Genomic DNA, 23,318 nt, shown 5'->3' on the forward strand with positions numbered 1-23,318 from the left:
TCAGGAGTAAGTCATGGCCTTTTCTCAAGCGGTCAGCGGCCTGAATGCTGCGGCCACCAACCTGGACGTCATTGGCAACAACATCGCCAACTCCGCGACCTATGGTTTTAAATCCGGTTCTGCTTCATTTGCAGACATGTTTGCCGGTTCCAAAGTCGGCCTGGGCGTGAAAGTTGCGGGCATCACTCAGGACTTTACCGACGGCACCACTACCAACACCGGTCGTGGTCTGGACGTTGCCATCAGCCAGAACGGTTTCTTCCGTATGGTCGATTCCAACGGCTCTGTGTTCTACAGCCGTAACGGTCAGTTCAAGCTGGATGAAAACCGTACGCTGGTTAACATGCAGGGCATGCAGCTGACGGGCTACCCGGTAGCGGGTACGCCACCAACCGTTCAGACCGGTGCGAACCCTCAGGCGATTACTATCCCGAATACCCTGATGGCGGCGAAATCGACCACCACCGCGTCGCAGCAGATCAACCTGAACTCAACCGATCCTGTTCAAACGGCCCCCTTCGATGCGACTAACCCGGATACCTATAACAAAAAAGGGACCGTGACCGTATTCGACAGCCAGGGTAACGCCCATAACATGTATGTCTACTACGTTAAGACGGCCGACAATAAATGGGATCTTTACACTCAGGACGGCAGCGTTGCGGGTTCTACAGCGGCCAAAGCGGCGCAGATGAACTTTGATGCGAACGGTAACCTGGCGGGTGTCTATAACTACGACGCTGCGGGTGTACTGAGCGCAACGCCAAACGCCACGCCGGCAATTAACATCACCACGGGTTCTGTCAGCGGTGCGACGGCTGCGACCTTCTCCCTCAGCTTCCAGAACTCCATGCAGCAGAACACCGGTGCAAACAATATCGTGGCGACCAATCAGAACGGCTTCAAGCCGGGCGACCTGGTGAGCTATCAGATCAACGATGACGGCACCGTTGTGGGGAACTACTCCAACGAACAGACTCAGGTTCTGGGTCAGATCGTGCTGGCAAACTTCGCGAACAACGAAGGCCTGAAATCGGAAGGCGACAACGTCTGGTCTGCCTCCCAGTCCTCCGGCGTGGCGCTGCTGGGTACCGCAGGCACCGGTAACTTCGGCAAGCTGACCAACGGCGCGCTGGAAGCCTCCAACGTGGATATGAGTAAAGAACTGGTGAACATGATTGTCGCGCAGCGTAACTATCAGTCGAACGCGCAGACCATCAAAACCCAGGATCAGATCCTCAACACGCTGGTTAACCTGCGTTAAGCGGCTAACAGGAAAGCGCAATGGATCACGCAATATATACCGCGATGGGCGCGGCAAGCCAGACGCTCAATCAGCAGGCCGTTACTGCCAGCAACCTGGCAAACGCCTCGACGCCGGGCTTTCGCGCGCAGCTTAATGCGCTGCGCGCGGTGCCGGTTGAAGGGCTTTCTCTGCCAACCCGTACGCTGGTGACGGCATCAACCCCTGGCGCAGATATGACGCCAGGGCAGATGGACTACACCTCGCGCCCGCTGGACGTTGCCCTGCAGCAGGACGGCTGGCTGGCGGTGCAAACTGCGGACGGCAGCGAAGGTTATACCCGTAACGGCAATATCCAGGTGAGCGCGACGGGCCAGCTGACGATTCAGGGCCATCCGGTGATGGGTGAAGCGGGCCCGCTGACCGTGCCGGAAGGCTCTGAGCTGACTATCGCCGCGGACGGCACCATTTCGGCGCTGAACCCGGGCGACCCGGCCAACACCGTTGCGCCCGTCGGACGTCTGAAGCTGGTTAAGGCGGAAGGCAAAGACGTGCAGCGTGGCGATGACGGCATGTTCCGTCTGACCCAGGCGGCGCAGGCGACGCGTGGTGCCACGTTGCAGGCCGATCCGAGCATCCGCGTGATGTCCGGCGTTCTGGAAGGCAGCAACGTCAAGCCGGTTGAAGCCATGACCGACATGATTGCCAGCGCCCGTCGTTTTGAAATGCAGATGAAGATCATCAGCAGCGTGGATGAAAACGCGGGCAAAGCTAACCAACTTCTGGCTATGAGTTAACAGGACTCCTTATGATCAGTTCTTTATGGATCGCGAAAACTGGCCTGGACGCCCAGCAAACCAATATGGACGTGATTGCCAACAACCTGGCAAACGTGAGCACCAATGGTTTCAAGCGTCAGCGTGCCGTTTTCGAAGATTTGCTTTATCAAACCATCCGCCAGCCGGGCGCGCAGTCTTCTGAACAGACGACGCTGCCGTCGGGCCTGCAGATCGGTACCGGCGTTCGCCCGGTGGCCACTGAGCGTCTGCACAGCCAGGGCAACCTGTCTCAGACCAACAACAGTAAAGATGTGGCCATTAAAGGGCAGGGTTTCTTCCAGGTGCAGCTGCCTGACGGTACCTCGGCCTATACCCGTGACGGCTCATTCCAGGTGGATCAGAACGGCCAGCTGGTGACGGCGGGCGGTTTCCAGGTTCAGCCTGCAATTACCATCCCGGCGAACGCCCTGAGCATCACCATCGGACGTGACGGTGTGGTCAGCGTGACCCAGCAGGGACAGGCCGCGCCGGTTCAGGTTGGGCAGCTCAACCTGACCACCTTCATGAACGATACCGGTCTGGAAAGCATTGGTGAGAACCTCTACACCGAAACGCAATCCTCCGGTACGCCTAATGAGAGCACCCCGGGCCTGAACGGTGCGGGCCTGCTGTATCAGGGTTATGTTGAAACGTCCAACGTGAACGTGGCGGAAGAGCTGGTGAATATGATCCAGGTTCAGCGCGCGTATGAAATTAACAGTAAAGCAGTGTCGACGACCGACCAGATGCTGCAGAAACTGACGCAACTCTAAGGTGTAGCCCGGTGCGGTAAACGCCGCACCGGCTCCCTGTTTTCGAAGATGAAGGCAATGCAAAAAAACGCGGCGTTTCGTTATCCGATACTGACTGTTCTGGCTGTCACCCTCAGCGGGTGTGCTTTGATCCCGTCTAAACCATTGGTCCAGGGTGCGACGACTGCCCAACCCGTTCCTGGCCCTGCGCCAGTGGTAAACGGCTCCATTTTCCAGACCGCGCAGCCGATTAATTACGGCTATCAGCCGCTGTTTGAAGATCGCCGCCCGCGTAACGTCGGCGATACATTGACCATTGTGCTGCAGGAAAACGTCAGCGCGAGCAAGAGCTCGTCGGCGAACGCCAGCCGCGATGGCAAAACCAATTTTGGCTTCGATACCGTGCCACGCTATCTCGAAGGGCTGTTCGGCAACGCGCGTGCTGATGTGAACGCGTCCGGCGGCAACACCTTTAACGGCAAAGGCGGCGCGAACGCCAGCAACACCTTCAGCGGTACGCTGACGGTCACGGTTGACCAGGTTCTGGTTAACGGCAACTTACACGTTGTGGGTGAAAAACAGATTGCCATCAACCAGGGCACTGAATTCATTCGCTTCTCGGGCGTGGTTAACCCTCGCACCATCAGCGGCACCAACACCGTTCCGTCCACCCAGGTGGCGGACGCGCGCATTGAGTACGTCGGTAACGGCTATATCAATGAAGCGCAAAATATGGGTTGGCTGCAGCGCTTCTTCCTTAATTTATCGCCGATGTAAGCGAGGTGACCCATGTTTAAATCGATCTTCGCCGTGGCGCTCGCGCTGGTGGCAACATTTGCCCAGGCTGACCGTATTCGCGACCTCACCAGCGTTCAGGGCGTCCGTGAAAACTCCCTGATTGGCTACGGCCTGGTGGTGGGTCTGGATGGTACCGGTGACCAGACGACCCAGACGCCGTTCACCACCCAAAGCCTGAACAACATGCTTTCCCAGCTCGGCATTACCGTGCCGGCGGGAACCAACATGCAGCTGAAAAACGTGGCCGCGGTCATGGTCACCGCGTCCTACCCGGCCTTTGCGCGTCAGGGGCAGACCATTGATGTGGTGGTCTCCTCAATGGGTAACGCCAAAAGCCTGCGCGGCGGTACGCTGCTGATGACTCCGCTGAAAGGCGTTGACAGCCAGGTGTATGCGCTGGCGCAGGGGAACATTCTGGTTGGCGGTGCGGGTGCATCCGCAGGCGGAAGCAGCGTGCAGGTGAACCAGCTGAACGGTGGACGTATCACCAACGGTGCGATCATTGAGCGTGAACTGCCGACCCAGTTTGGCGCGGGCAACACCATCAACCTGCAGCTCAATAATGAAGACTTCACGATGGCGCAGCAAATTGCCGATACCATCAACCGCAGCCGCGGCTACGGTAATGCAACGGCACTCGATGCGCGCACCGTGCAGATCCGTACCTCAACAGGCAGCAGCAACCAGGTGCGCATGCTGGCGGATATCCAGAATATGGAAGTGAACGTTCCGGTACAGGATGCCAAGGTGATCATCAACTCCCGTACCGGCTCGGTGGTGATGAACCGGGAAGTGTCGCTGGACAGCTGTGCCGTGGCGCAGGGGAATCTCTCCGTGACGGTAAACCGCTCCGCGAACGTGAGCCAGCCGAATACGCCATTTGGTGGCGGTCAGACGGTGGTGACGCCGCAAACGCAGATTGATATGCGTCAGAGCGGCGGGTCGCTGCAGAGCGTTCGCTCCAGCGCCAACCTGAACAGCGTGGTACGTGCCCTGAACGCCCTGGGGGCAACGCCGATGGACCTGATGTCTATCCTGCAATCCATGCAAAGCGCGGGCTGCCTGCGCGCCAAACTGGAAATCATCTAATGCTGACCGATAGCAAACTGTTGACCAGTGCAGCCTGGGACGCCCAGTCGCTCAACGAACTGAAAACCAAAGCAGGCAAAGACCCGGCGGCGAACATCCACCCGGTCGCCCGCCAGGTAGAAGGGATGTTTGTACAGATGATGCTGAAAAGCATGCGTGAAACCCTGCCGAAAGACGGGATGTTCAGCAGTGATTCAACGCGTCTCTACACCAGCATGTATGACCAGCAGATTGCGCAGCAGATGACAGCCGGTAAAGGCCTCGGTCTGGCTGACATGATTGTGAAACAGACCGAAGCCGCGCAGGGTATTCAGCCTCAGGAGCAGCCGCAGCAGGTACCGATGAAGTTCGACCTGGAAACGGTGACCAGTTATCAGAACCAGGCCCTGACGCAGCTGGTGCGTAAAGCCATACCTAAAGCGACGGAGAGCGGCGATGAGCCGCTCTCGGGTGACAGCAAAGACTTCCTGGCGCAGCTTTCTCTGCCTGCGCGCCTTGCCAGCCAGCAGAGCGGCGTGCCGCATCACCTGATTCTGGCGCAGGCTGCGCTGGAGTCGGGCTGGGGCCAGCGCCAGATCCGCAAGGAAAACGGCGAGCCGAGCTTCAACATCTTCGGCGTGAAGGCCACCTCCAGCTGGAAGGGGCCGACAACGGAGATCACCACCACCGAATACGAGAACGGTGCGGCGGTGAAGGTCAAAGCAAAATTCCGCGTCTACAGCTCTTATCTGGAAGCATTGTCCGATTATGTCGGCCTGCTGAGCCGAAATCCGCGTTATACCGCCGTTACGCAGGCGGCGACGGCGGAGCAGGGTGCTCAGGCGCTGCAAAACGCGGGCTACGCGACTGACCCGAACTATGCACGTAAGCTCACCAGCATGATCCAGCAGCTGAAATCCATGGGCGAGAAGGTCAGCAAAGCCTATAGCACAGATATTGAAAATCTGTTCTGAAAGTTCTCAAGTCCCGGTGGAGGTTGCCGATAACCTTCATCAGGACTCGTGTCTGAACGTATAAAAGGAACCCCCATGTCCAGTTTGATTAACAGCGCCATGAGTGGCCTCAGTGCTGCGCAGTCGGCACTCAATACCGTCAGTAATAATATTTCAAGCTATAACGTGGCAGGCTACACCCGCCAGACCACGGTGCTGGGCGCATCTAACAGCACGCTGACCGGCGGTGGCTGGGTGGGTAACGGGGTTTATGTCTCCGGTGTCCAGCGTGAGTATGACGCCTTCATCACCAACCAGCTGCGCGCCGCGCAGACGCAGAGCAGCGGTCTGACGACGCGCTATCAGCAGATGTCAAAAATTGACGATGTGCTCTCCGATACCACCAACTCGCTCTCCACCACCCTGCAGGACTTCTTCAAAAGCCTGCAAACCCTGGTGAGCAACGCGGAAGACCCGGCTGCACGTCAGACGGTGCTGGGTAAAGCGGGGGGGCTGGTCAATCAGTTCAAAACCAACGATCAGTATCTTCGTGACCAGGATACGCAGGTCAATACCGCCATCTCAAGCAGCGTGTCTCAGATCAACAACTACGCGACACAGATTGCGAACCTGAACGATCAGATTTCCCGTCTGACCGGCGTCGGTGCGGGCGCTTCGCCTAACGACCTGCTCGACCAGCGGGATCAGCTCGTGACTGAACTGAACAAAATCGTGGGCGTGGAAGTCTCCGTACAGGATAGCGGCACGTTTAATATCTCTCTCGGCAACGGTTACAGCCTGGTGCAGGGCAGCAAAGCCAGCCAGCTGGCAGCCGTGAAGTCCAGCGCCGATCCGGCTCGTACGACCATTGCCTACGTCGATGACGTGGCGGGTAATATTGAGATCCCCGAGAAATTTATCACCACCGGTTCTTTAGGCGGTTTACTGACCTTCCGCACGGAAGATCTGGATAAAGCGCGTAACAGCCTGAACCAGATGGCGTTGGCCTTCGCCGATGCGATGAACACGCAGCATGAAGCCGGTTTTGATGCGAACGGTGATGCGGGCGGTAAGCTGTTCAACTTTGGTTCTCCGGCGGTGCTGTCCAACAGCAAGAACGGCGGCTCGGCCGTTGTCACGGCCTCCGTGGCGGACAGTAAACAGGTCCAGGCGACAGACTATAAGCTGCAGTTTAACGGCACTGACTGGACGGTCACCCGCACGTCAGACAAAACCAGCTTTACGATGAGCCCGGATGCCAGCGGTAATCTGTCGTTTGATGGCCTTAACGTCAACGTCAGCGGCACGGCAAATACCAAAGACAGCTTTACCGTGAAGCCTGTTTCCAACGTCATCATGAACATGGATCTCGCGATCAGCGACGAGTCCAAACTGGCGATGGCATCGGTGCAGAACGGCGGCGAAAGTGACAACCGTAACGGCCAGAAACTGCTCGATCTACAAAACGCGAAAGTCGTGGGGGGCAACAAAACCTTCAACGATGCGTATGCCTCTCTCGTCAGTACCGTGGGTAGCTCAACGGCGTCACTGAAGGTGAGCAGCCAGACGAAAGCCAACGTGGAGACGCAGTTAATCAAGCAGCAGCAGACCATCTCTGGGGTAAACCTCGACGAAGAGTATGGCAATTTGCAGCGTTATCAGCAGTATTACCTGGCCAATGCCCAGGTATTACAAACTGCCAGTACGCTCTTCGATGCAATTATCAACATTCGTTAAGGTTGAGGTGAACAATGCGTATTAGCACCCAGATGATGTATGAGCAGAACATGCGAGGGATCACCGATTCCCAGAGCAGATGGCTGAGCTACGGTGAGCAGATGTCCACCGGTAAGCGCGTCAATCGTCCTTCGGACGATCCTATCGCCGCGTCGCAGGCCATCGTTCTGTCACAATCTCAGTCGCAAAACAGCCAGTTTGCACTCGCGCGTACCTTTGCAACGCAGAAGGTCTCGCTGGAAGATAACGTGTTAACCCAAGTGAATACCGCGATCTCAAGCGTGCGCGAGAAGCTGGTTTATGCCTCAAACGGCACATTAAGCGATGACGACCGTCTTTCTCTGGCGACCGATATTCAGGGGATCCGCGATCAGCTGATGAACCTGGCCAACACGACGGACGGTAATGGTCGCTTTATCTTTGCGGGATACAAAACAGAGAGCGCACCGTTTGATGCCGCGACCGGGGATTACAACGGCGGCGCAGAGGCCATCAGCCAGCAGGTTGATACGGCGCGAAATATGACCATCAGCCATACCGGACAGCAAATTTTCGAAAGCATTACCAGTAATGCGGAACAGCTGCCGGGCGGTGGGTATGGCGAAACAAATATGTTCAAAATCCTGGATTCTGCCATTGCGTCGCTGAAGACACCGATTGAGAACGATCCGGCTGCCGCAACGGCACAAAGCCAGGTGATTGCCAATGCGCAAATCGGCATCAAAAACTCCCAGAACAATGTCCTGACGGTCGTTGCGGATGTGGGAACCAAGATGAACGAGCTGGAAAAACTCGATACGCTGGGTGATGACCGCGCGCTGGGTCAGACCAAGCAGATGAGTGATCTGGTAGATGTTGACTGGAACGAAGCGATTTCCTCTTACACCATGCAGCAGGCGGCCTTGCAGGCGTCTTATAAAGCGTTTAGCGATATGCAGGGCATGTCTCTGTTCCAGCTGAACAAATAACATCTTGACCTCTTGGAACATGTCTTGAAACTGGGCATGTTTTACTGCCCAATCCGTCTGGATTGGGCATTTTTTTATGCAACTTCCGCCGGTACGGAGGCGACACGTGCGCTTTCTATCAGACGGATTGCCAGCGCAATGACCCCACAGACTGTCGCCAGCGCGACCACGCCCGTCCAGCCAGCCAGCGAGTAGATATTGCTGCCTAACGCGGAACCCAGCGCCATCCCGATAAAGACCACCGTAAAGAGCAGGGCATTGAGACGCCCCCGCGCCTGCGGTTCAAGGCTGTAAACCAGGTTCTGGTGAGCGACCAGGCTGGACTGCAGACCCAGGTCGAACCCAACGGCGGAGACGGCGATCAGCATCAGCTGTCCATGAACGCCCAACGCGGGCATCAGGAACATCAGAGCGAATGAGACGGTCACAAGAACTGCACCAAGCTGCGTGACTTTTCCTGCGCCGAGTTTGTCCGCCAGACCTCCTGCCAGCGGGGCAGCTAACGCACCGGCGGCACCTGCAATACCAAAACCACCCGCTACGGCACTACCCAGGTGATAGCGTTCAAGCAGCATGACCGCAAGCGTAGACCAGAAGGCGCTAAAGGCAATCGACAGGAAGCCCTGAGCCAGCGCCGCACGGCGCAGCGCCGGATAGCGACGCCACAGATGTTCCATTGAGCGCATCAGCGCGGGGTAGCTCAGCGTGGAATGAATGGCAAAACGGGGAAGCACAAACCACATCATCACGCCGATGAATGCAATGCTCGCCGCCGCCAGCTGGTACATGACGCGCCAGCCAAACGCTTCGCCCACCACGCCGCTCACGGTTCTGGATAATAAGATACCCATCAGCAGCCCGGTCATTACCGTACCCACGGTTTTCCCCTGTTTACCTTCCGGCGCAAGGATGGCCGCGGCAGGGACGATGTCCTGTGCCATGGTGGCGGCCATGCCGATGAGCAGGCTTGCCAGCAGCAGAGAATGTATCTGCCCGGTCAGGCTACAGCCGAGAAGAAACAGCGCCAGCGCCGCACTCTTTATCAGGATTAACGTCCTGCGGTCGTGGCGATCGCCGAGCGGTAGCAGGAACAGGATCCCCAGGGCATATCCCGCCTGGGTGAGCGTCGGGACCAGGCCCATGCCTTCGATACTCAGGTGAAGGTCTGCTCCCATAAGCGGCAGCAGAGGCTGGGCATAATAGATAGATGCCACGCTGAAACCTGCACCTATCGCCAGCATTAAGATTACCCAGCGGCTCACGGCATGGGCGGCGGTTGTTGTGTTCATAAGATGTTCCTCATTCGTCGTGTGAGGCTATTTTTTATCAGTACGCCTTGCGACGGTAGCGGGCCCGGTGGTAAAACGCTTATACGTTGGACGTATAAGTGAAAATGCGATGAAAAGAGCTGAGCGTATAGACAGGGTCGAGTTGATGCGGACGTTTGTCCGCATTGTGGAGGCGGGTTCCCTCTCTGCGGCGGCGCGGCAGCTGGCCACCACTCAGGCCACGGTGAGCAGACGGTTACAGTCGCTGGAGACCATGCTGGGGGTGCGCCTGATACTGCGCACTACCCACACGACGCGGCTGACGGATGACGGCGAGCGCTGCTATCAGCACGCCCGTCGGGTGATTGACAGCTGGCTGGCGCTGGAAGATGAGGTGGGGCAGACGGAAGATGAGCCCGTTGGCGTGCTGAGGGTGCGGGCACCCCACGCGTTTGGTCAGGACCAGCTTCTGAAACCCGTAACCGAATTTTTGCAACGCTATCCGCAGCTTTCGATTGAGTGGATGCTCAACGATCGGTCGGCGGACTTCCTCGGCGACAACCTTGACTGTGCTATTCGGGTGGGCGTGGAGGTCGATCCGGCGACCGTATCCGTGCTGCTGGCGGAAGTGCCGCGCTCGGTGGTGGCTTCACCGGCGCTGCTGGCCCGTTTTCCAACGGTTACCGCGCCGGAGGATTTGCAGCAGTTTCCCTGGATAGCGATTAGCTCTTTCTACCAGCGCCATGTGGAGCTTTTTCACGATGCATCACCAGCCACCGCGCGAGTGGCGATTACCCCACGCCTCAGCACCGATAGCCTGTATGTCGCACGCAACACGGCGCTCACCGGCCTTGGCGTGGCGGTGGTATCCAGCTGGACGGTACAGGATGATATTCGGGAAGGGCGACTTGTGCATTTGCTGCCAGACTGGCAGCCAGCGGCGTTACCGGTGCATCTGGTTTATCCCTGGTCCCGTTATTACCCGGCCCGCTTGCGGCGTTTTCTGGAGTTGATGCGGCAGGTCATGCCGGAGGTCACCGGGATGAGAAAGCCCGTGCAACAGCCATAAAAAAAGCCGACCCTAAGGTCGGCTTTTTACTTTCAGCGTCGTTATTCGACAGACTGCGGACGCGTTGCCGGTGCAGTCGCCTGATGCGTTGCACTGTGGCCGCCTGCAGCGCCTTTACCGTCGAAGCTGAACGCCGGGCGTACCCAGTCACTGTGACGCGGGGCTTCTGGCACATAATCCGGCGCCGGGGCGCGCGTCATTGGTGCTGTCGCCACGTGGGCAGCGGCTGGCGCAGCAACAACCGTCTCAGGTTTCACCTCAGGCGCTTTCGCTTCTTCAACAACCGGTTCAACTTCAATCTCAACGTCCTGAACAACTTCTTCAGTGGTGGTTTCAATCAGGGTTTCGGCGGTGTCTTCCACTGCGGCTACAGGTTCAGCCTCTTCAGCAACTTCCTCAGCCACCACGGCATCTTCTTCGGCGATAAGCTGCGGTGCGGCATCAACCGGCGCGGCAATCACTTCTGGATGGGTGGTTTCAACTTCCACTGCGTGAGGTGCTTCCGTTTCAACAACCTGAGGTTCAACCACGGTTGCCGCTTCAGTCACGACGTCTTCTACCGCTGCTGCTGCAGGTGCAATCACCTCTTCGGTTACAGGCTGTTCTTCAACAACCTGCTCCGGGCGAGCAACCGGGTAGCGGATCCAGACCTTACCGGAGGCCATTTCTGGTGAAGCACAGGCAATGGTCAGCGGCATTGGCGACTGAGTAGGGTAACGCTCGTCACGATAGCGACGACGGCGCTGGCCGCTGACGCGCAGATGACGTGGGGAACGGCGTGAACGGCGCGGCATACCGGCGTTATCACGGTTTTCACCGTTATCATCCTGCTCAACGTTGTTTTCAACGACCGCCGGCAGATCAACTTTCGCCAGCTGCGTACCGGTTGTGCTCTCGCTGGTTTCAACCGCGACAACGGCTGACTCTTCGGTTGCTTCAGAGGCGAAGCGAACTTTCTGAGCAAGCTGGCGCTGCTTACGACGCGGCATAACCTGAGTACGTTCTTCCTGCTCGCCGTCCTGCTGTTCAACAGGCTCTTCGCGGTTCAGGTTTTTGACTTCCTGCTGTGCCTGACGCTTCTCGTCGTTACGACGACGGTTGCGTTCACGGCGCGGCTGCTGATCATCACGCTGTTTGCTCTTCTCAGACTCATCGCCCGCCTGCTGGCGAATTTCGCGATCTTCAACATTCGGCTGTTGTTTCTCGCGACGGTTGCGGCGGTTGTCTTCGCGTTGCTCACGGCCTTCGCCATTCTCAGAGCGATTGTCACGGTTGTCACGACGCTCGCTGCGGTCATTACGGTCATTACGGTCGTTACGATCGCGGCGGTTGTTTTGACGCTTGCGACGATCCTGCTGACGCTCCGGTTTGGCCGCTTTAGGCTCTTCTTTCGGCTGCTCTGGCTGAACTTCTTCTTCAGCAAACATCTTCTTCAGCGCGCCAAAGAAGCGGCTCAGCAGACCCGGCTGTGCCGGCTGGGCTTTCGCTGCCGCTGCTTCTGGTTTCTTCGCTTCAGGTTTGGCGGCAGGTTTTTCCAGAGCTGCTTCCGGTGGCGCTTCTGGCATGATGAAGGTCGCTAACGCAGGCTGCTCTGGCAGTTTACGCTCTGCAGGCTCTTCATCGGAAGGCAGGGCCATCTCTTCTTCATGCAGCTTCGGCAGCAGGTAGCTGAGGGTGGTCGTCTCTTCGCCCTTACGCACGCGCAGTACGTGATAGTGCGGGGTCTGCATCTGGTCGTTTGGCACGATGATGCAGCGAACGCCGCCCTGACGCGCTTCAATGGCACTTACCGCTGCACGTTTTTCGTTAAGCAGGTAAGAGGCAACGGGAACCGGCACAATGGCGTGAACCTCTTTGGTGTTCTCTTTCAGCGCTTCTTCTTCAATCAGACGCAGAATGGAGAGAGACAGAGATTCGTTATCACGCACGGTACCGGTGCCGGAGCAGCGCGGACAAACGTGATGGCTGGACTCGCCGAGAGACGGGCTCAGACGCTGACGGGACATCTCCAGCAGGCCAAAGCGTGAGATATGGCTAATCTGGATACGCGCCCTGTCCTGACGCACCGCTTCGCGCAGGCGGTTTTCAACCGCACGCTGGTGGCGTACAGGGGTCATGTCGATGAAGTCGATAACAATCAGACCACCCAGGTCGCGCAGGCGGAGCTGGCGGGCGATTTCATCAGCGGCTTCGAGGTTAGTGTTGTAGGCGGTCTCTTCGATATCGCCACCGCGCGTTGCGCGCGCGGAGTTGATGTCGATAGCGGTCAGCGCTTCAGTGGTATCGATAACGATAGAACCGCCGGAAGGCAGACGTACTTCACGCTGGAAGGCGGACTCAATCTGGGATTCGATCTGATAGTGGCTGAACAGCGGGATTTCACCGGTGTACAGTTTAATTTTGCTGGTGAAATCCGGACGACCCAGCGCGGCGATGTGCTGGCGCGCCAGCTCAAGCACTTTCGGGTTATCGATCAGAATCTCACCGATGTCCTGACGCAGGTAATCACGGAAGGCACGCACGATAACGTTGCTTTCCTGGTGGATCAGGAACGGAGCAGGGCGGCTTTCCGCAGCTTTCTGAATGGCTTCCCAGTGCTTCAGACGGAAGCTCAGGTCCCATTGCAGCGCTTCGGCTGATTTGCCTACGCCTGCGGTACGCACGATAAGCCCCATGCCATCAGGCAGTTCGAGGCTTGCCAGCGCTTCTTTCAGCTCGGTACGGTCATCACCTTCGATACGGCGAGAGATGCCACCCGCACGCGGGTTGTTAGGCATCAGAACCAGATAGCTCCCTGCCAGGCTGATAAAGGTGGTCAGTGCGGCACCTTTGTTGCCACGCTCTTCTTTATCAATCTGAACGATAACTTCCTGACCTTCACGCAGAACATCTTTGATGTTTGGGCGGCCATGGGCGTTGTAGTTTGCAGGGAAATATTCGCGGGCGATTTCTTTCAGAGGGAGAAAACCATGACGCTCAGCACCGTAATCGACAAATGCAGCTTCAAGGCTTGGTTCAATGCGGGTGATTTTACCTTTGTAAATGTTCGCTTTTTTCTGTTCGTGTCCAGGACTTTCGATATCCAGATCGTACAGGCGCTGCCCATCCACAAGGGCGACACGCAACTCTTCTTGTTGAGTTGCGTTGATTAACATTCTTTTCATCGTAACTTACTCGTTATTCTTACATTGACGACAAAGCTGCGGGCAAGGTGACGCTTTCCGGGGTATGAACCGATGGCCTCGTGTCTGTTCACGTCGCCAACCTCACGGTTGTCGCTCGCTTAAGAGGCGCAGAGTGTCGGTTGCCTGTATTTCATACGGAAACACAGCGCAATTATCAGGGGAATTGCCTGGGTAGAACTCTCCAGAGAACAATCCTTATACCGGGAAGTACTGCAACCCGCAGCCCGCTAACTGCCTGAAAGATCAATACGTCTTACGCCATTGCTGCGTGGATGATCGGTCAGACAAAATTGGTCATTCCGTCAACATCCTTACTTAACCAGGATTTAACACGGAAAACAGCCTCATTATTCCACTGCTCGCCGGGTTATAGCAAGATGACTTTTACCAATTATCACCCGGTTACTCACAGTTTCTTCACTTCAGAATGGCGATTGGTTTAATAACCACCAAATCGGTTGCGCGAAACGGGGAGCTGGCCGGATAAAAGTAAATATAAGCATAGAAAAATGAGTGGCGCTAATGGCTGACGATATTTAGAATCGCCAACCATGAAAACAGAGACTCCAGCCGTAAAAATGGTTGCCATCGCCGAAGATGACGCGGGGCAACGTATCGATAACTTTTTGCGCACCCAATTGAAAGGTGTGCCAAAGAGCATGATTTACCGCATCCTGCGCAAGGGCGAGGTGCGGGTTAACAAAAAACGCGTGAAGCCCGAGTACAAACTCGAGGCTGGCGATGAAGTGCGTATTCCGCCGGTGCGCGTTGCGGAACGTGAAGAAGAGACCGTTTCACCGAAGCTACAGAAAGTGGCGGCCTTAAGTGATGTGATCCTTTACGAAGATGACCACATTCTGGTGCTCAATAAACCGTCAGGAACGGCTGTCCATGGCGGTAGCGGTCTGAGCTTCGGCGTGATTGAAGGGCTGCGAGCCCTGCGCCCGGAAGCGCGCTTCCTTGAACTGGTGCACCGTCTTGACCGTGACACCTCAGGCGTACTGCTGGTGGCGAAAAAGCGTTCTGCGCTGCGTTCTCTGCATGAACAGCTGCGTGAAAAAGGGATGCAGAAAGATTACCTGGCGCTGGTTCGCGGTCAGTGGCAGTCCCATGTAAAAGTGGTGCAGGCGCCGCTGCTGAAGAACATTCTGCAAAGCGGTGAACGCATTGTCCGCGTGAGCCAGGAAGGGAAACCGTCTGAGACGCGCTTTAAAGTTGAAGAGCGCTATGAGTTTGCCACGCTGGTGCGCTGCAGTCCGGTGACCGGTCGTACCCACCAGATCCGCGTGCATACGCAGTTTGCAGGACACCCAATCGCCTTTGATGACCGCTATGGCGACCGCGAGTTTGATAAGCAGCTGGCGGGGACGGGACTGTCGCGTCTGTTCCTGCACGCGGCAGCGCTGAAGTTTACCCATCCTAATACGGGGGAAGTCATCCGTATTGAAGCGCCGCTGGACGAGCAGTTGAAACGCTGTCTTAAGGTTCTGCGCGGCTAAGGTAAACGTAAAACGGCAACGAATGTTGCCGTTTTTAATGTTTGCTCCCTCTCCCTGTGAGAGAGGGCCAGGGTGAGGGCATCAGGCCGCAGCGTCCCAGTCACATGGTCAGCGGATTACACTCTTCTCGTCTTAACATCTGACACAAGGCAATCAGCGGTAACCCCACCAGCGTGTTGGGATCGCGACCGTCCAGCTTGTCGAACAGCGCAATCCCCAAGCCTTCACTTTTAAAACTCCCCGCACAGTTCAGCGGTCGCTCACGGCGCACATAATCCACGATCTCTTGTTCGCTGAGATGGCGGAAGTGTACGTCGAACGGCTCGCACTCCGTTTGCAGATGACCGTTGGCGGAGTTATAGAGCGCCAGGCCCGTATAAAAGGTCACGATCGTGCCTCGCGCACGCAGAAGCTGCTGACAGGCGTTCTCCTCCGTATGAGGCTTGCCGGTGATTTCGCCGTCCAGCACGCAAACCTGATCGGAGCCTATAATCAAATGCGAAGGATAGCGTGCGGCCAGCGACTGCGCTTTCTCCTTAGCAAGACGCATCACCAGATGGCGCGGTGATTCGCCCGGCTGCGGTGTCTCATCAACCTCTGGCGCGGCGCATTCAAACGGGATCCCGAGTTTTTCCAGCAGCGTTCGGCGGTAGGGAGAAGTGGAAGCAAGGACGAGATTTGGCATATTTTTATCACCAGATATAGCGTATCGATGCCAGCCATTTTAAACTACAGGCCGCAATGTGTGCGAATAATTGGCAAAAGGCAGCTCTGGTTGCCTTTTTCTTTGACTCTATGACGTTACAAAGTTAATATGCGCGCCCTATGCAAAAGGTAAAATTACCCCTGACTCTTGATCCGGTTCGTACGGCTCAAAAACGCCTCGATTACGAAGGTATCTATACTTCCGATCAGGCTGAGCGTATTGCCGAATCCGTAGTCAGTGTGGACAGTGATGTAGAATGCTCCATGTCGTTCGCTATCGACAACCAGCGTCTCGCCGTTTTAACCGGTGATGCAAAGGTGACGGTAACGCTCGAGTGTCAGCGTTGCGGGAAACCGTTTGTACAGCATGTTCACACAACGTATTGTTTCAGTCCGGTTCGTTCTGACGAACAGGCTGAAGCACTCCCGGAAGCGTATGAGCCGATTGAGGTTAACGAATTCGGTGAAATCGATCTTCTGGCTCTGGTTGAAGATGAAATCATCCTCACCTTGCCAGTGGTTCCGGTGCATGATTCTGAACACTGTGAAGTGTCCGAGGCGGACATGGTCTTTGGGGAACTGCCTGATGAAGCGCAAAAACCAAACCCATTTGCCGTATTAGCCAGCTTAAAGCGTAAGTAATTGAGGAGTAAGGTCCATGGCCGTACAACAGAATAAACCAACCCGTTCCAAACGTGGCATGCGTCGTTCCCATGACGCGCTGACTGCAGTTACCAGCCTGTCTGTAGACAAGACTTCTGGTGAGAAACACCTGCGTCACCACATCACCGCTGACGGTTTCTACCGCGGCCGCAAGGTTATCACTAAGTAATCACGCGCAAGCGTGATTAGGCTTAGTGAGGATTTCCCCGTGCAAACGGGGAATTTACCGAACCAGGCTGCGACGATACCTTGACACGTCTAACCCTGGCGTTAGATGTCATGGGGGGAGATTTTGGCCCTTCCGTGACAGTGCCTGCAGCATTGCAGGCACTGAATTCTAATTCGCAACTCACACTTCTTTTAGTCGGCAATCCCGACGCAATCACGCCATTACTCGCAAAAGCTGACTTTGAACAACGTTCGCGTCTGCAGATTATTCCTGCGCAGTCAGTTATTGCCAGTGATGCCCGACCCTCGCAGGCTATTCGCAATAGTCGTGGCAGCTCTATGCGGATAGCGCTGGAGCTGGTGAAAGAAGGGCGAGCCCAGGCTTGCGTCAGCGCGGGGAATACCGGCGCGCTGATGGGGCTGTCGAAATTACTGCTCAAACCTATTGAAGGTATTGAGCGTCCGGCGCTGGTGACGGTGTTACCGCATCAGCAGAAGGGCAAAACGGTGGTGCTCGATTTGGGCGCTAACGTCGACTGTGATAGTACTATGCTGGCTCAGTTTGCCGTGATGGGATCGGTGCTGGCAGAAGAAGTCGTCGGGATCAACACTCCCCGTGTTGCGTTACTGAACATTGGTGAAGAAGAGACCAAAGGCCTGGACAGCATTCGCGAAGCGGCTGAATTGCTCAAACAGGTTCCCTCCATCAACTATATTGGTTATCTCGAAGCCAATGAGTTGTTGACGGGTAAAACGGATGTTCTGGTGTGCGATGGCTTCACCGGAAACGTCACGTTGAAGACCATGGAAGGGGTCGTGCGCATGTTTCTTTCTCTGCTGAAATCGCAGGGAGAAGGCAAAAAAAGCGCCTGGTGGCTAATTTTATTGAAGCGTTGGTTACAAAAGAGCCTGACGCGGCGATTCAGTCACCTCAACCCCGACCAGTATAATGGCGCCTGTCTGTTAGGATTGCGCGGCATCGTGATTAAGAGTCATGGCGCCGCCAATCAGCGAGCATTTGCTGTCGCGATTGAACAGGCAGTGCAGGCGGTGCAGCGACAAGTCCCTCAGCGGATTGCCGCTCGCCTGGAATCTGTATTAGCTAAAAGTGACTGAGCGTACATGTATACGAAGATTTTAGGTACCGGCAGCTACCTGCCAAAACAAGTGCGTACCAACGCCGATCTGGAAAAAATGGTAGATACGTCTGACGAGTGGATTGTCACGCGCACAGGTATCCGTGAACGTCGTATTGCCGCGCCAGACGAAACCGTGTCGACCATGGGTTACGAAGCCGCACAGCGTGCTATCGAAATGGCGGGCATTGATAAAGAACAGATTGGTTTGATCGTGGTCGCCACGACGTCTGCCACGCATGCTTTCCCAAGCGCGGCGTGCCAGGTGCAAAATATGCTCGGCATCAAAGGCTGCCCGGCGTTTGACGTCGCTGCCGCGTGCGCAGGCTTCACCTATGCGCTGAGCGTTGCCGATCAGTACGTGAAATCCGGTGCCGTTAAATATGCGCTGGTGATCGGTGCTGACGTGCTGGCGCGCACCTGCGATCCAACCGATCGCGGAACGATCATTATTTTTGGTGATGGTGCGGGCGCGGTGCTGCTGGGGCAGTCCGAAGAGCCGGGTATCATCTCGACGCATCTGCATGCTGATGGCAGCTACGGCGAACTGTTGACCCTGCCTAACGCCGATCGCGTTAATCGGGACAACTCGATTTACCTGACTATGGCAGGGAACGAAGTGTTCAAGGTGGCGGTGACTGAGCTTGCGCACATCGTTGATGAAACGCTGGAAGCGAATAACCTTGAGCGCTCCGCGCTCGACTGGCTGGTGCCGCATCAGGCGAACCTGCGTATCATCAGCGCGACCGCTAAAAAGCTCGGCATGTCGATGGATAACGTTGTGGTGACGCTGGATCGTCACGGCAATACCTCTGCGGCGTCGGTACCGTGCGCATTTGATGAAGCGGTACGCGATGGACGAATCAAACGGGGCCAGCTGGTCTTGCTTGAAGCCTTCGGTGGCGGGTTCACCTGGGGTTCCGCGCTGGTTCGTTTCTAGGATAAGGAATAAAAAATGACGCAATTTGCTTTTGTGTTCCCGGGCCAGGGCTCTCAAACGGTTGGGATGTTGTCTGAAATGGCAGCAAACTACTCCGTAATTGAAAAGACTTTCCGTGAAGCTTCTGATGCACTGGGTTATGATTTATGGGCGCTGACCCAGCAGGGTCCGGCCGAAGAACTGAACAAAACCTGGCAGACCCAGCCAGCGCTGCTGACCGCGTCCGTTGCGCTGTGGCGCGTCTGGCAGCAGCAGGGCGGTAAAGCGCCAGCGCTGCTCGCGGGTCACAGCCTGGGTGAATATTCTGCGCTGGTGTGTGCCGGCGTGATCGCGTTTGCTGACGCGGTACGTCTGGTTGAACTGCGCGGTAAATTCATGCAGGAAGCGGTGCCGGAAGGCACGGGCGGCATGTCTGCCATCATCGGTCTGGATGACGCTGCAATTGCAAAAGCGTGTGAAGAATCTGCTGAAGGCCAGGTTGTCTCTCCGGTAAACTTCAACTCGCCGGGCCAGGTAGTTATTGCCGGTCATAAAGAAGCGGTTGAACGTGCGGGTGCGGCCTGTAAAGCAGCCGGTGCTAAGCGTGCGCTGCCGCTGCCGGTCAGCGTGCCGTCTCACTGTGCGCTGATGAAGCCTGCTGCTGAAAAACTGGCGATTGAGCTCGAAAAAATTACGTTTAACGCACCGACGATTTCCGTTGTGAACAACGTCGATGTGAAATGCGAAACCACGCCGGAAGCTATCCGTGACGCACTGGTTCGCCAGCTCTACAGCCCGGTACAGTGGACTAAAACCGTTGAGTTTATGGCAGCGGAGGGCGTTAAGCATCTGTATGAAGTCGGCCCTGGTAAAGTCCTCACCGGTCTGACAAAACGTATTGTTGACACCCTGACAGCCTCGGCGATTAACGAGCCGGAAGCAATGTCAGCGGCACTCTCGCAATAAAAGAGGAATACCATGAGTTTTGAAGGAAAAATCGCCCTGGTCACTGGCGCAAGCCGCGGTATCGGGCGTGCAATTGCTGAAACACTGGTTGCGCGCGGCGCGAAGGTGATTGGTACAGCAACCAGCGAGAATGGCGCTCAGGCCATCAGCGAGTATCTGGGTGCAAACGGTAAAGGTCTGGTACTGAATGTGACTGAACCTGCATCTATCGAATCTGTTCTGGAAAATATTCGCGCAGAGTTTGGCGAAGTGGATATTCTGGTAAACAATGCCGGGATCACTCGCGATAACCTGTTAATGCGAATGAAAGACGACGAGTGGAACGATATCATCGAAACCAACCTGTCATCTGTATTCCGTCTGTCAAAAGCGGTAATGCGCGCTATGATGAAAAAGCGTCATGGTCGGATTATCACTGTCGGTTCTGTGGTTGGTACCATGGGAAATGCTGGTCAGGCTAACTACGCTGCGGCGAAAGCAGGTCTGATTGGTTTCAGTAAGTCGCTGGCGCGTGAAGTTGCGTCCCGCGGTATTACGGTAAACGTTGTTGCTCCGGGCTTTATTGAAACGGACATGACGCGTGCGCTGACTGAAGAGCAGCGTGCGGGTACGCTGGCGGCAGTTCCGGCGGGTCGTCTTGGCGACCCTAAAGAAATCGCCAGCGCGGTTGCATTTTTAGCCTCTGACGAAGCGGGTTACATCACTGGTGAGACCCTCCACGTCAACGGCGGGATGTATATGGTTTAACCACGATGAAAAATATTTGCGTTATTAGGGCGAATGGCCTCAAAATAACGTAAAATCGTGGTAAGAACTGCCGGGATTTAGTTGCAAATTTTTCAACATTTTATACACTACGAAAACCATCGCGAAAGCGAGTTTTGATAGGAAATTTAAGAGTATGAGCACTATCGAAGAACGCGTTAAGAAAATTATCGGCGAACAGCTGGGCGTTAAGCAGGAAGAAGTTGTGAACTCCGCTTCCTTCGTTGAAGACCTGGGCGCAGATTCTCTTGACACCGTTGAGCTGGTAATGGCTCTGGAAGAAGAGTTTGATACTGAGATTCCGGACGAAGAAGCTGAGAAGATCACCACCGTTCAGGCTGCCATTGATTACATCAACGGTCACCAGGCGTAAGTGAACATCTCCAGGCGGTCATTCGACCGCCTGAGTTTTATCTTTTTTAGTCCCACGAATCTCTTTTTTTATCCCTCCCTGGAGGACAAACGTGTCTAAGCGTCGTGTAGTTGTGACCGGACTTGGCATGTTGTCTCCTGTCGGCAATACCGTAGAGTCCACCTGGAAAGCTCTCCTTGCCGGTCAGAGCGGCATCAGCCTAATCGACCATTTCGATACTAGCGCCTATGCAACGAAATTTGCTGGCTTAGTAAAGGATTTTAACTGTGAAGAGATCATCTCGCGCAAAGAACAGCGCAAGATGGATGCCTTCATTCAATATGGAATTGTCGCTGGCGTTCAGGCCATGCAGGATTCTGGCCTTGAGATTACGGAAGAGAACGCAACCCGTATCGGCGCCGCTATCGGCTCCGGGATTGGCGGTCTTGGCCTGATCGAGGAAAACCATACATCTCTGATGAATGGTGGCCCGCGTAAGATCAGCCCGTTCTTCGTTCCGTCCACGATTGTTAACATGGTGGCAGGTCACCTGACCATCATGTTCGGCCTGCGTGGGCCAAGCATTTCTATCGCGACCGCCTGTACGTCTGGCGTACATAACATCGGCCAGGCCGCGCGCATTATCGCGTACGGCGATGCAGATGCTATGGTTGCGGGCGGTGCTGAAAAAGCCAGTACCCCGCTGGGTGTCGGCGGTTTTGGTGCGGCGCGTGCGCTGTCTACCCGTAACGATAACCCGCAGGCGGCGAGCCGTCCGTGGGATAAAGATCGTGACGGCTTTGTGCTGGGCGACGGGGCGGGCATGATCGTACTGGAAGAGTACGAACACGCGAAAAAACGCGGTGCGAAAATTTATGCTGAAATCGTTGGTTTCGGCATGAGCAGCGATGCTTACCACATGACGTCTCCTCCTGAGAACGGCGCGGGTGCTGCGCTGGCGATGGAAAACGCGATTCGTGATGCGGGTATTACCCCAGCACAAATTGGCTACGTGAACGCGCACGGCACCTCTACGCCTGCAGGCGATAAAGCTGAAGCTCAGGCGGTTAAGTCTATCTTCGGCGAATCTGCCAGCCGCGTAATGGTGAGCTCCACGAAGTCCATGACCGGTCACCTATTGGGTGCGGCGGGTGCAGTAGAGTCAATCTACTCCATCCTTGCGCTGCGCGATCAGGCTGTACCGCCAACCATCAACCTGGATAACCCGGATGAAGGTTGCGATCTGGACTTCGTTCCTCACGAAGCGCGTCAGGTTAGCGGTATGGAGTACACCCTGTGTAACTCCTTCGGCTTCGGCGGCACCAACGGCTCTCTGATCTTCAAAAAGATCTGATCCTGACGTCCCGATAGCGTTTAAAAAGGTCCGCTTGCCGGGCCTTTTTTATTAAGCCTAATCTTCTTGTCGGCTGCATGACATCCTGCCAGACTAAACGCCCACGCATAAGGAGCCACCATGTTTTTAATCAATGGCCTTGAGCAGGACACGCTGCCTGCCAGCGACAGGGCGATACAGTTCGGTGATGGTTGCTTTACGACGGCGCGCATTCTGGATGGCGATGTCTGCCTGATGGAGGCGCATATTCGACGCCTGCAGCATGGCTGTGAAAAGCTCATGATCCCCTTTACGCACTGGGACACACTGCGCCAGGAAATGTGCCAGCTGGCAACCGGGAAGGACAGCGGCGTACTCAAGGTCATCATCAGCCGCGGCAGTGGTGGCCGGGGTTACAGCGCCGCATCCTGTGTCAACCCAACGCGTATTCTTTCCGTTTCTGCTTATCCCGCGCATTATTCTCGCTGGCGAGAAGACGGCGTCACGCTGACGCTGAGCCCGGTACGGCTGGGACGAAACCCGATGCTGGCCGGGCTTAAGCATCTCAATCGCCTGGAGCAGGTGCTCATTCGTACTCATCTTGAACAGACGGACGCCGATGAGGCGCTGGTTCTTGACAGCGAAGGGTTCATTACGGAATGCTGTGCGGCTAATTTACTCTGGCGGCAGGGGGAAGAGGTATTCACTCCGTCGCTGGAACACGCTGGCGTAAATGGGTTAATGCGTCAGTTTTGTCTGCAACAGCTGGCACGCTCTGGCTTTCGCGTTGTCGAAGTTAGCGCAGGAGAAGCCGCGCTACAGACCGCAGATGAAGTCATCATCTGCAATGCGCTGATGCCTGTTGTACCCGTCAGTGCGTATGGCCAACAACGCTGGTCTTCGCGCGAACTGTTTCAGTTTTTAGCCCCGATATGTGAGCAAACCAGATAGTC

Annotated in this window: 22 protein-coding genes; 19 read left to right on the plus strand and 3 right to left on the minus strand. The window is 55.9% G+C overall.

Annotated elements, in window-relative coordinates; translation table 11 throughout:
* The first annotated feature begins 13 nt into the window (after positions 1-13).
* From flgE to flgL, 8 genes are all read left to right on the plus strand, one after another.
* Positions 14-1,264: a flagellar hook protein FlgE gene (flgE, locus tag GVO84_RS08465; protein WP_121425884.1), complete on the plus strand. Its 1,251-nt coding sequence runs from the start codon at positions 14-16 to the stop codon at positions 1,262-1,264.
* Positions 1,265-1,284: 20 nt separating this feature from the next.
* Positions 1,285-2,040, plus strand: coding sequence for a flagellar basal body rod protein FlgF (locus GVO84_RS08470; protein ID WP_121425885.1), 756 nt, complete (start codon positions 1,285-1,287; stop codon positions 2,038-2,040).
* A gap of 11 nt (positions 2,041-2,051) precedes the next feature.
* On the plus strand, positions 2,052-2,834 hold the full coding sequence (gene flgG / locus GVO84_RS08475) for a flagellar basal-body rod protein FlgG (RefSeq protein ID WP_008500810.1): 783 nt from the start codon (positions 2,052-2,054) through the stop codon (positions 2,832-2,834).
* Positions 2,835-2,891: 57 nt separating this feature from the next.
* Positions 2,892-3,590, plus strand: coding sequence for a flagellar basal body L-ring protein FlgH (gene flgH, locus GVO84_RS08480; RefSeq protein ID WP_024909015.1), 699 nt, complete (start codon positions 2,892-2,894; stop codon positions 3,588-3,590).
* Between the two features lie 12 nt (positions 3,591-3,602).
* A complete protein-coding gene (locus tag GVO84_RS08485; protein WP_029740346.1) occupies positions 3,603-4,700 on the plus strand; it encodes a flagellar basal body P-ring protein FlgI in 1,098 nt (365 codons plus the stop codon).
* Entirely contained in the window at positions 4,700-5,653 is a 954-nt protein-coding gene (gene flgJ, locus GVO84_RS08490; RefSeq protein ID WP_159513867.1) for a flagellar assembly peptidoglycan hydrolase FlgJ, read from the plus strand. The genes GVO84_RS08485 and flgJ overlap by 1 nt, the downstream gene beginning before the upstream one ends.
* Positions 5,654-5,728: 75 nt before the next feature.
* A complete protein-coding gene (gene flgK, locus GVO84_RS08495) occupies positions 5,729-7,369 on the plus strand; it encodes a flagellar hook-associated protein FlgK (RefSeq protein WP_159513868.1) in 1,641 nt (546 codons plus the stop codon).
* Positions 7,370-7,383: 14 nt separating this feature from the next.
* Complete coding sequence (gene flgL, locus GVO84_RS08500) at positions 7,384-8,337, plus strand: flagellar hook-associated protein FlgL (protein ID WP_121425888.1); 954 nt, start codon at positions 7,384-7,386, stop codon at positions 8,335-8,337.
* Positions 8,338-8,411: 74 nt separating this feature from the next.
* Here the strand turns inward: flgL and GVO84_RS08505 are convergent, their stop codons facing one another.
* A complete protein-coding gene (locus GVO84_RS08505; RefSeq protein WP_159513869.1) occupies positions 8,412-9,626 on the minus strand; it encodes an MFS transporter in 1,215 nt (404 codons plus the stop codon).
* Between the two features lie 145 nt (positions 9,627-9,771).
* Here GVO84_RS08505 and GVO84_RS08510 point away from each other — a divergent pair, with 145 nt between their 5' ends.
* Positions 9,772-10,674 carry a LysR family transcriptional regulator gene (locus GVO84_RS08510; RefSeq protein WP_370686449.1) on the plus strand — a complete coding sequence of 301 codons (903 nt, stop codon included), beginning with the start codon at positions 9,772-9,774 and terminating at the stop codon, positions 10,672-10,674.
* Positions 10,675-10,715: 41 nt separating this feature from the next.
* Here GVO84_RS08510 and rne read toward each other — a convergent pair whose 3' ends face one another.
* Positions 10,716-13,838: a ribonuclease E gene (gene rne / locus GVO84_RS08515; protein WP_159513870.1), complete on the minus strand. Its 3,123-nt coding sequence runs from the start codon at positions 13,836-13,838 to the stop codon at positions 10,716-10,718.
* Positions 13,839-14,410: 572 nt separating this feature from the next.
* Between rne and rluC the strand changes: the two genes are divergently transcribed.
* Positions 14,411-15,358 (plus strand): 23S rRNA pseudouridine(955/2504/2580) synthase RluC, encoded by a 948-nt coding sequence (gene rluC / locus GVO84_RS08520; protein WP_024909023.1) that lies wholly within the window; start codon positions 14,411-14,413, stop codon positions 15,356-15,358.
* Positions 15,359-15,458: 100 nt separating this feature from the next.
* Here rluC and GVO84_RS08525 read toward each other — a convergent pair whose 3' ends face one another.
* Positions 15,459-16,043: a Maf family protein gene (locus GVO84_RS08525; protein ID WP_121425892.1), complete on the minus strand. Its 585-nt coding sequence runs from the start codon at positions 16,041-16,043 to the stop codon at positions 15,459-15,461.
* Between the two features lie 140 nt (positions 16,044-16,183).
* On the opposite strand from GVO84_RS08525, the gene yceD reads away from it, so the two are divergent.
* The 9 genes from yceD (at position 16,184) to pabC (ending at position 23,316) form a co-directional block, all read left to right on the plus strand.
* The gene (gene yceD, locus GVO84_RS08530; RefSeq protein ID WP_014883375.1) at positions 16,184-16,705 is read left to right on the plus strand and encodes a 23S rRNA accumulation protein YceD; all 522 of its coding nucleotides are present in this window, start codon (positions 16,184-16,186) and stop codon (positions 16,703-16,705) included.
* Positions 16,706-16,721: 16 nt separating this feature from the next.
* Positions 16,722-16,895 (plus strand): 50S ribosomal protein L32, encoded by a 174-nt coding sequence (rpmF, locus tag GVO84_RS08535; protein WP_003857964.1) that lies wholly within the window; start codon positions 16,722-16,724, stop codon positions 16,893-16,895.
* A gap of 80 nt (positions 16,896-16,975) precedes the next feature.
* Positions 16,976-18,010 (plus strand): phosphate acyltransferase PlsX, encoded by a 1,035-nt coding sequence (gene plsX / locus GVO84_RS08540; protein ID WP_060568787.1) that lies wholly within the window; start codon positions 16,976-16,978, stop codon positions 18,008-18,010.
* Between the two features lie 6 nt (positions 18,011-18,016).
* Complete coding sequence (locus GVO84_RS08545) at positions 18,017-18,970, plus strand: beta-ketoacyl-ACP synthase III (protein WP_159513871.1); 954 nt, start codon at positions 18,017-18,019, stop codon at positions 18,968-18,970.
* 15 nt (positions 18,971-18,985) lie between these two features.
* Complete coding sequence (gene fabD / locus GVO84_RS08550) at positions 18,986-19,915, plus strand: ACP S-malonyltransferase (protein ID WP_159513872.1); 930 nt, start codon at positions 18,986-18,988, stop codon at positions 19,913-19,915.
* A 12-nt stretch (positions 19,916-19,927) separates the two neighbouring features.
* Positions 19,928-20,662: a 3-oxoacyl-ACP reductase FabG gene (gene fabG, locus GVO84_RS08555; RefSeq protein ID WP_028019048.1), complete on the plus strand. Its 735-nt coding sequence runs from the start codon at positions 19,928-19,930 to the stop codon at positions 20,660-20,662.
* Between the two features lie 154 nt (positions 20,663-20,816).
* On the plus strand, positions 20,817-21,053 hold the full coding sequence (acpP, locus tag GVO84_RS08560; protein ID WP_003857954.1) for an acyl carrier protein: 237 nt from the start codon (positions 20,817-20,819) through the stop codon (positions 21,051-21,053).
* Positions 21,054-21,144: 91 nt separating this feature from the next.
* Positions 21,145-22,386, plus strand: a complete 1,242-nt coding sequence (gene fabF, locus GVO84_RS08565; RefSeq protein ID WP_023335279.1) for a beta-ketoacyl-ACP synthase II — start codon at positions 21,145-21,147, stop codon at positions 22,384-22,386.
* Between the two features lie 120 nt (positions 22,387-22,506).
* Positions 22,507-23,316 (plus strand): aminodeoxychorismate lyase, encoded by an 810-nt coding sequence (gene pabC / locus GVO84_RS08570; RefSeq protein ID WP_159513873.1) that lies wholly within the window; start codon positions 22,507-22,509, stop codon positions 23,314-23,316.
* Positions 23,317-23,318 lie beyond the last annotated feature (2 nt).

Source organism: Enterobacter sp. SM3, from assembly GCF_009811935.2.
Lineage (GTDB): Bacteria > Pseudomonadota > Gammaproteobacteria > Enterobacterales > Enterobacteriaceae > Enterobacter > Enterobacter asburiae_D.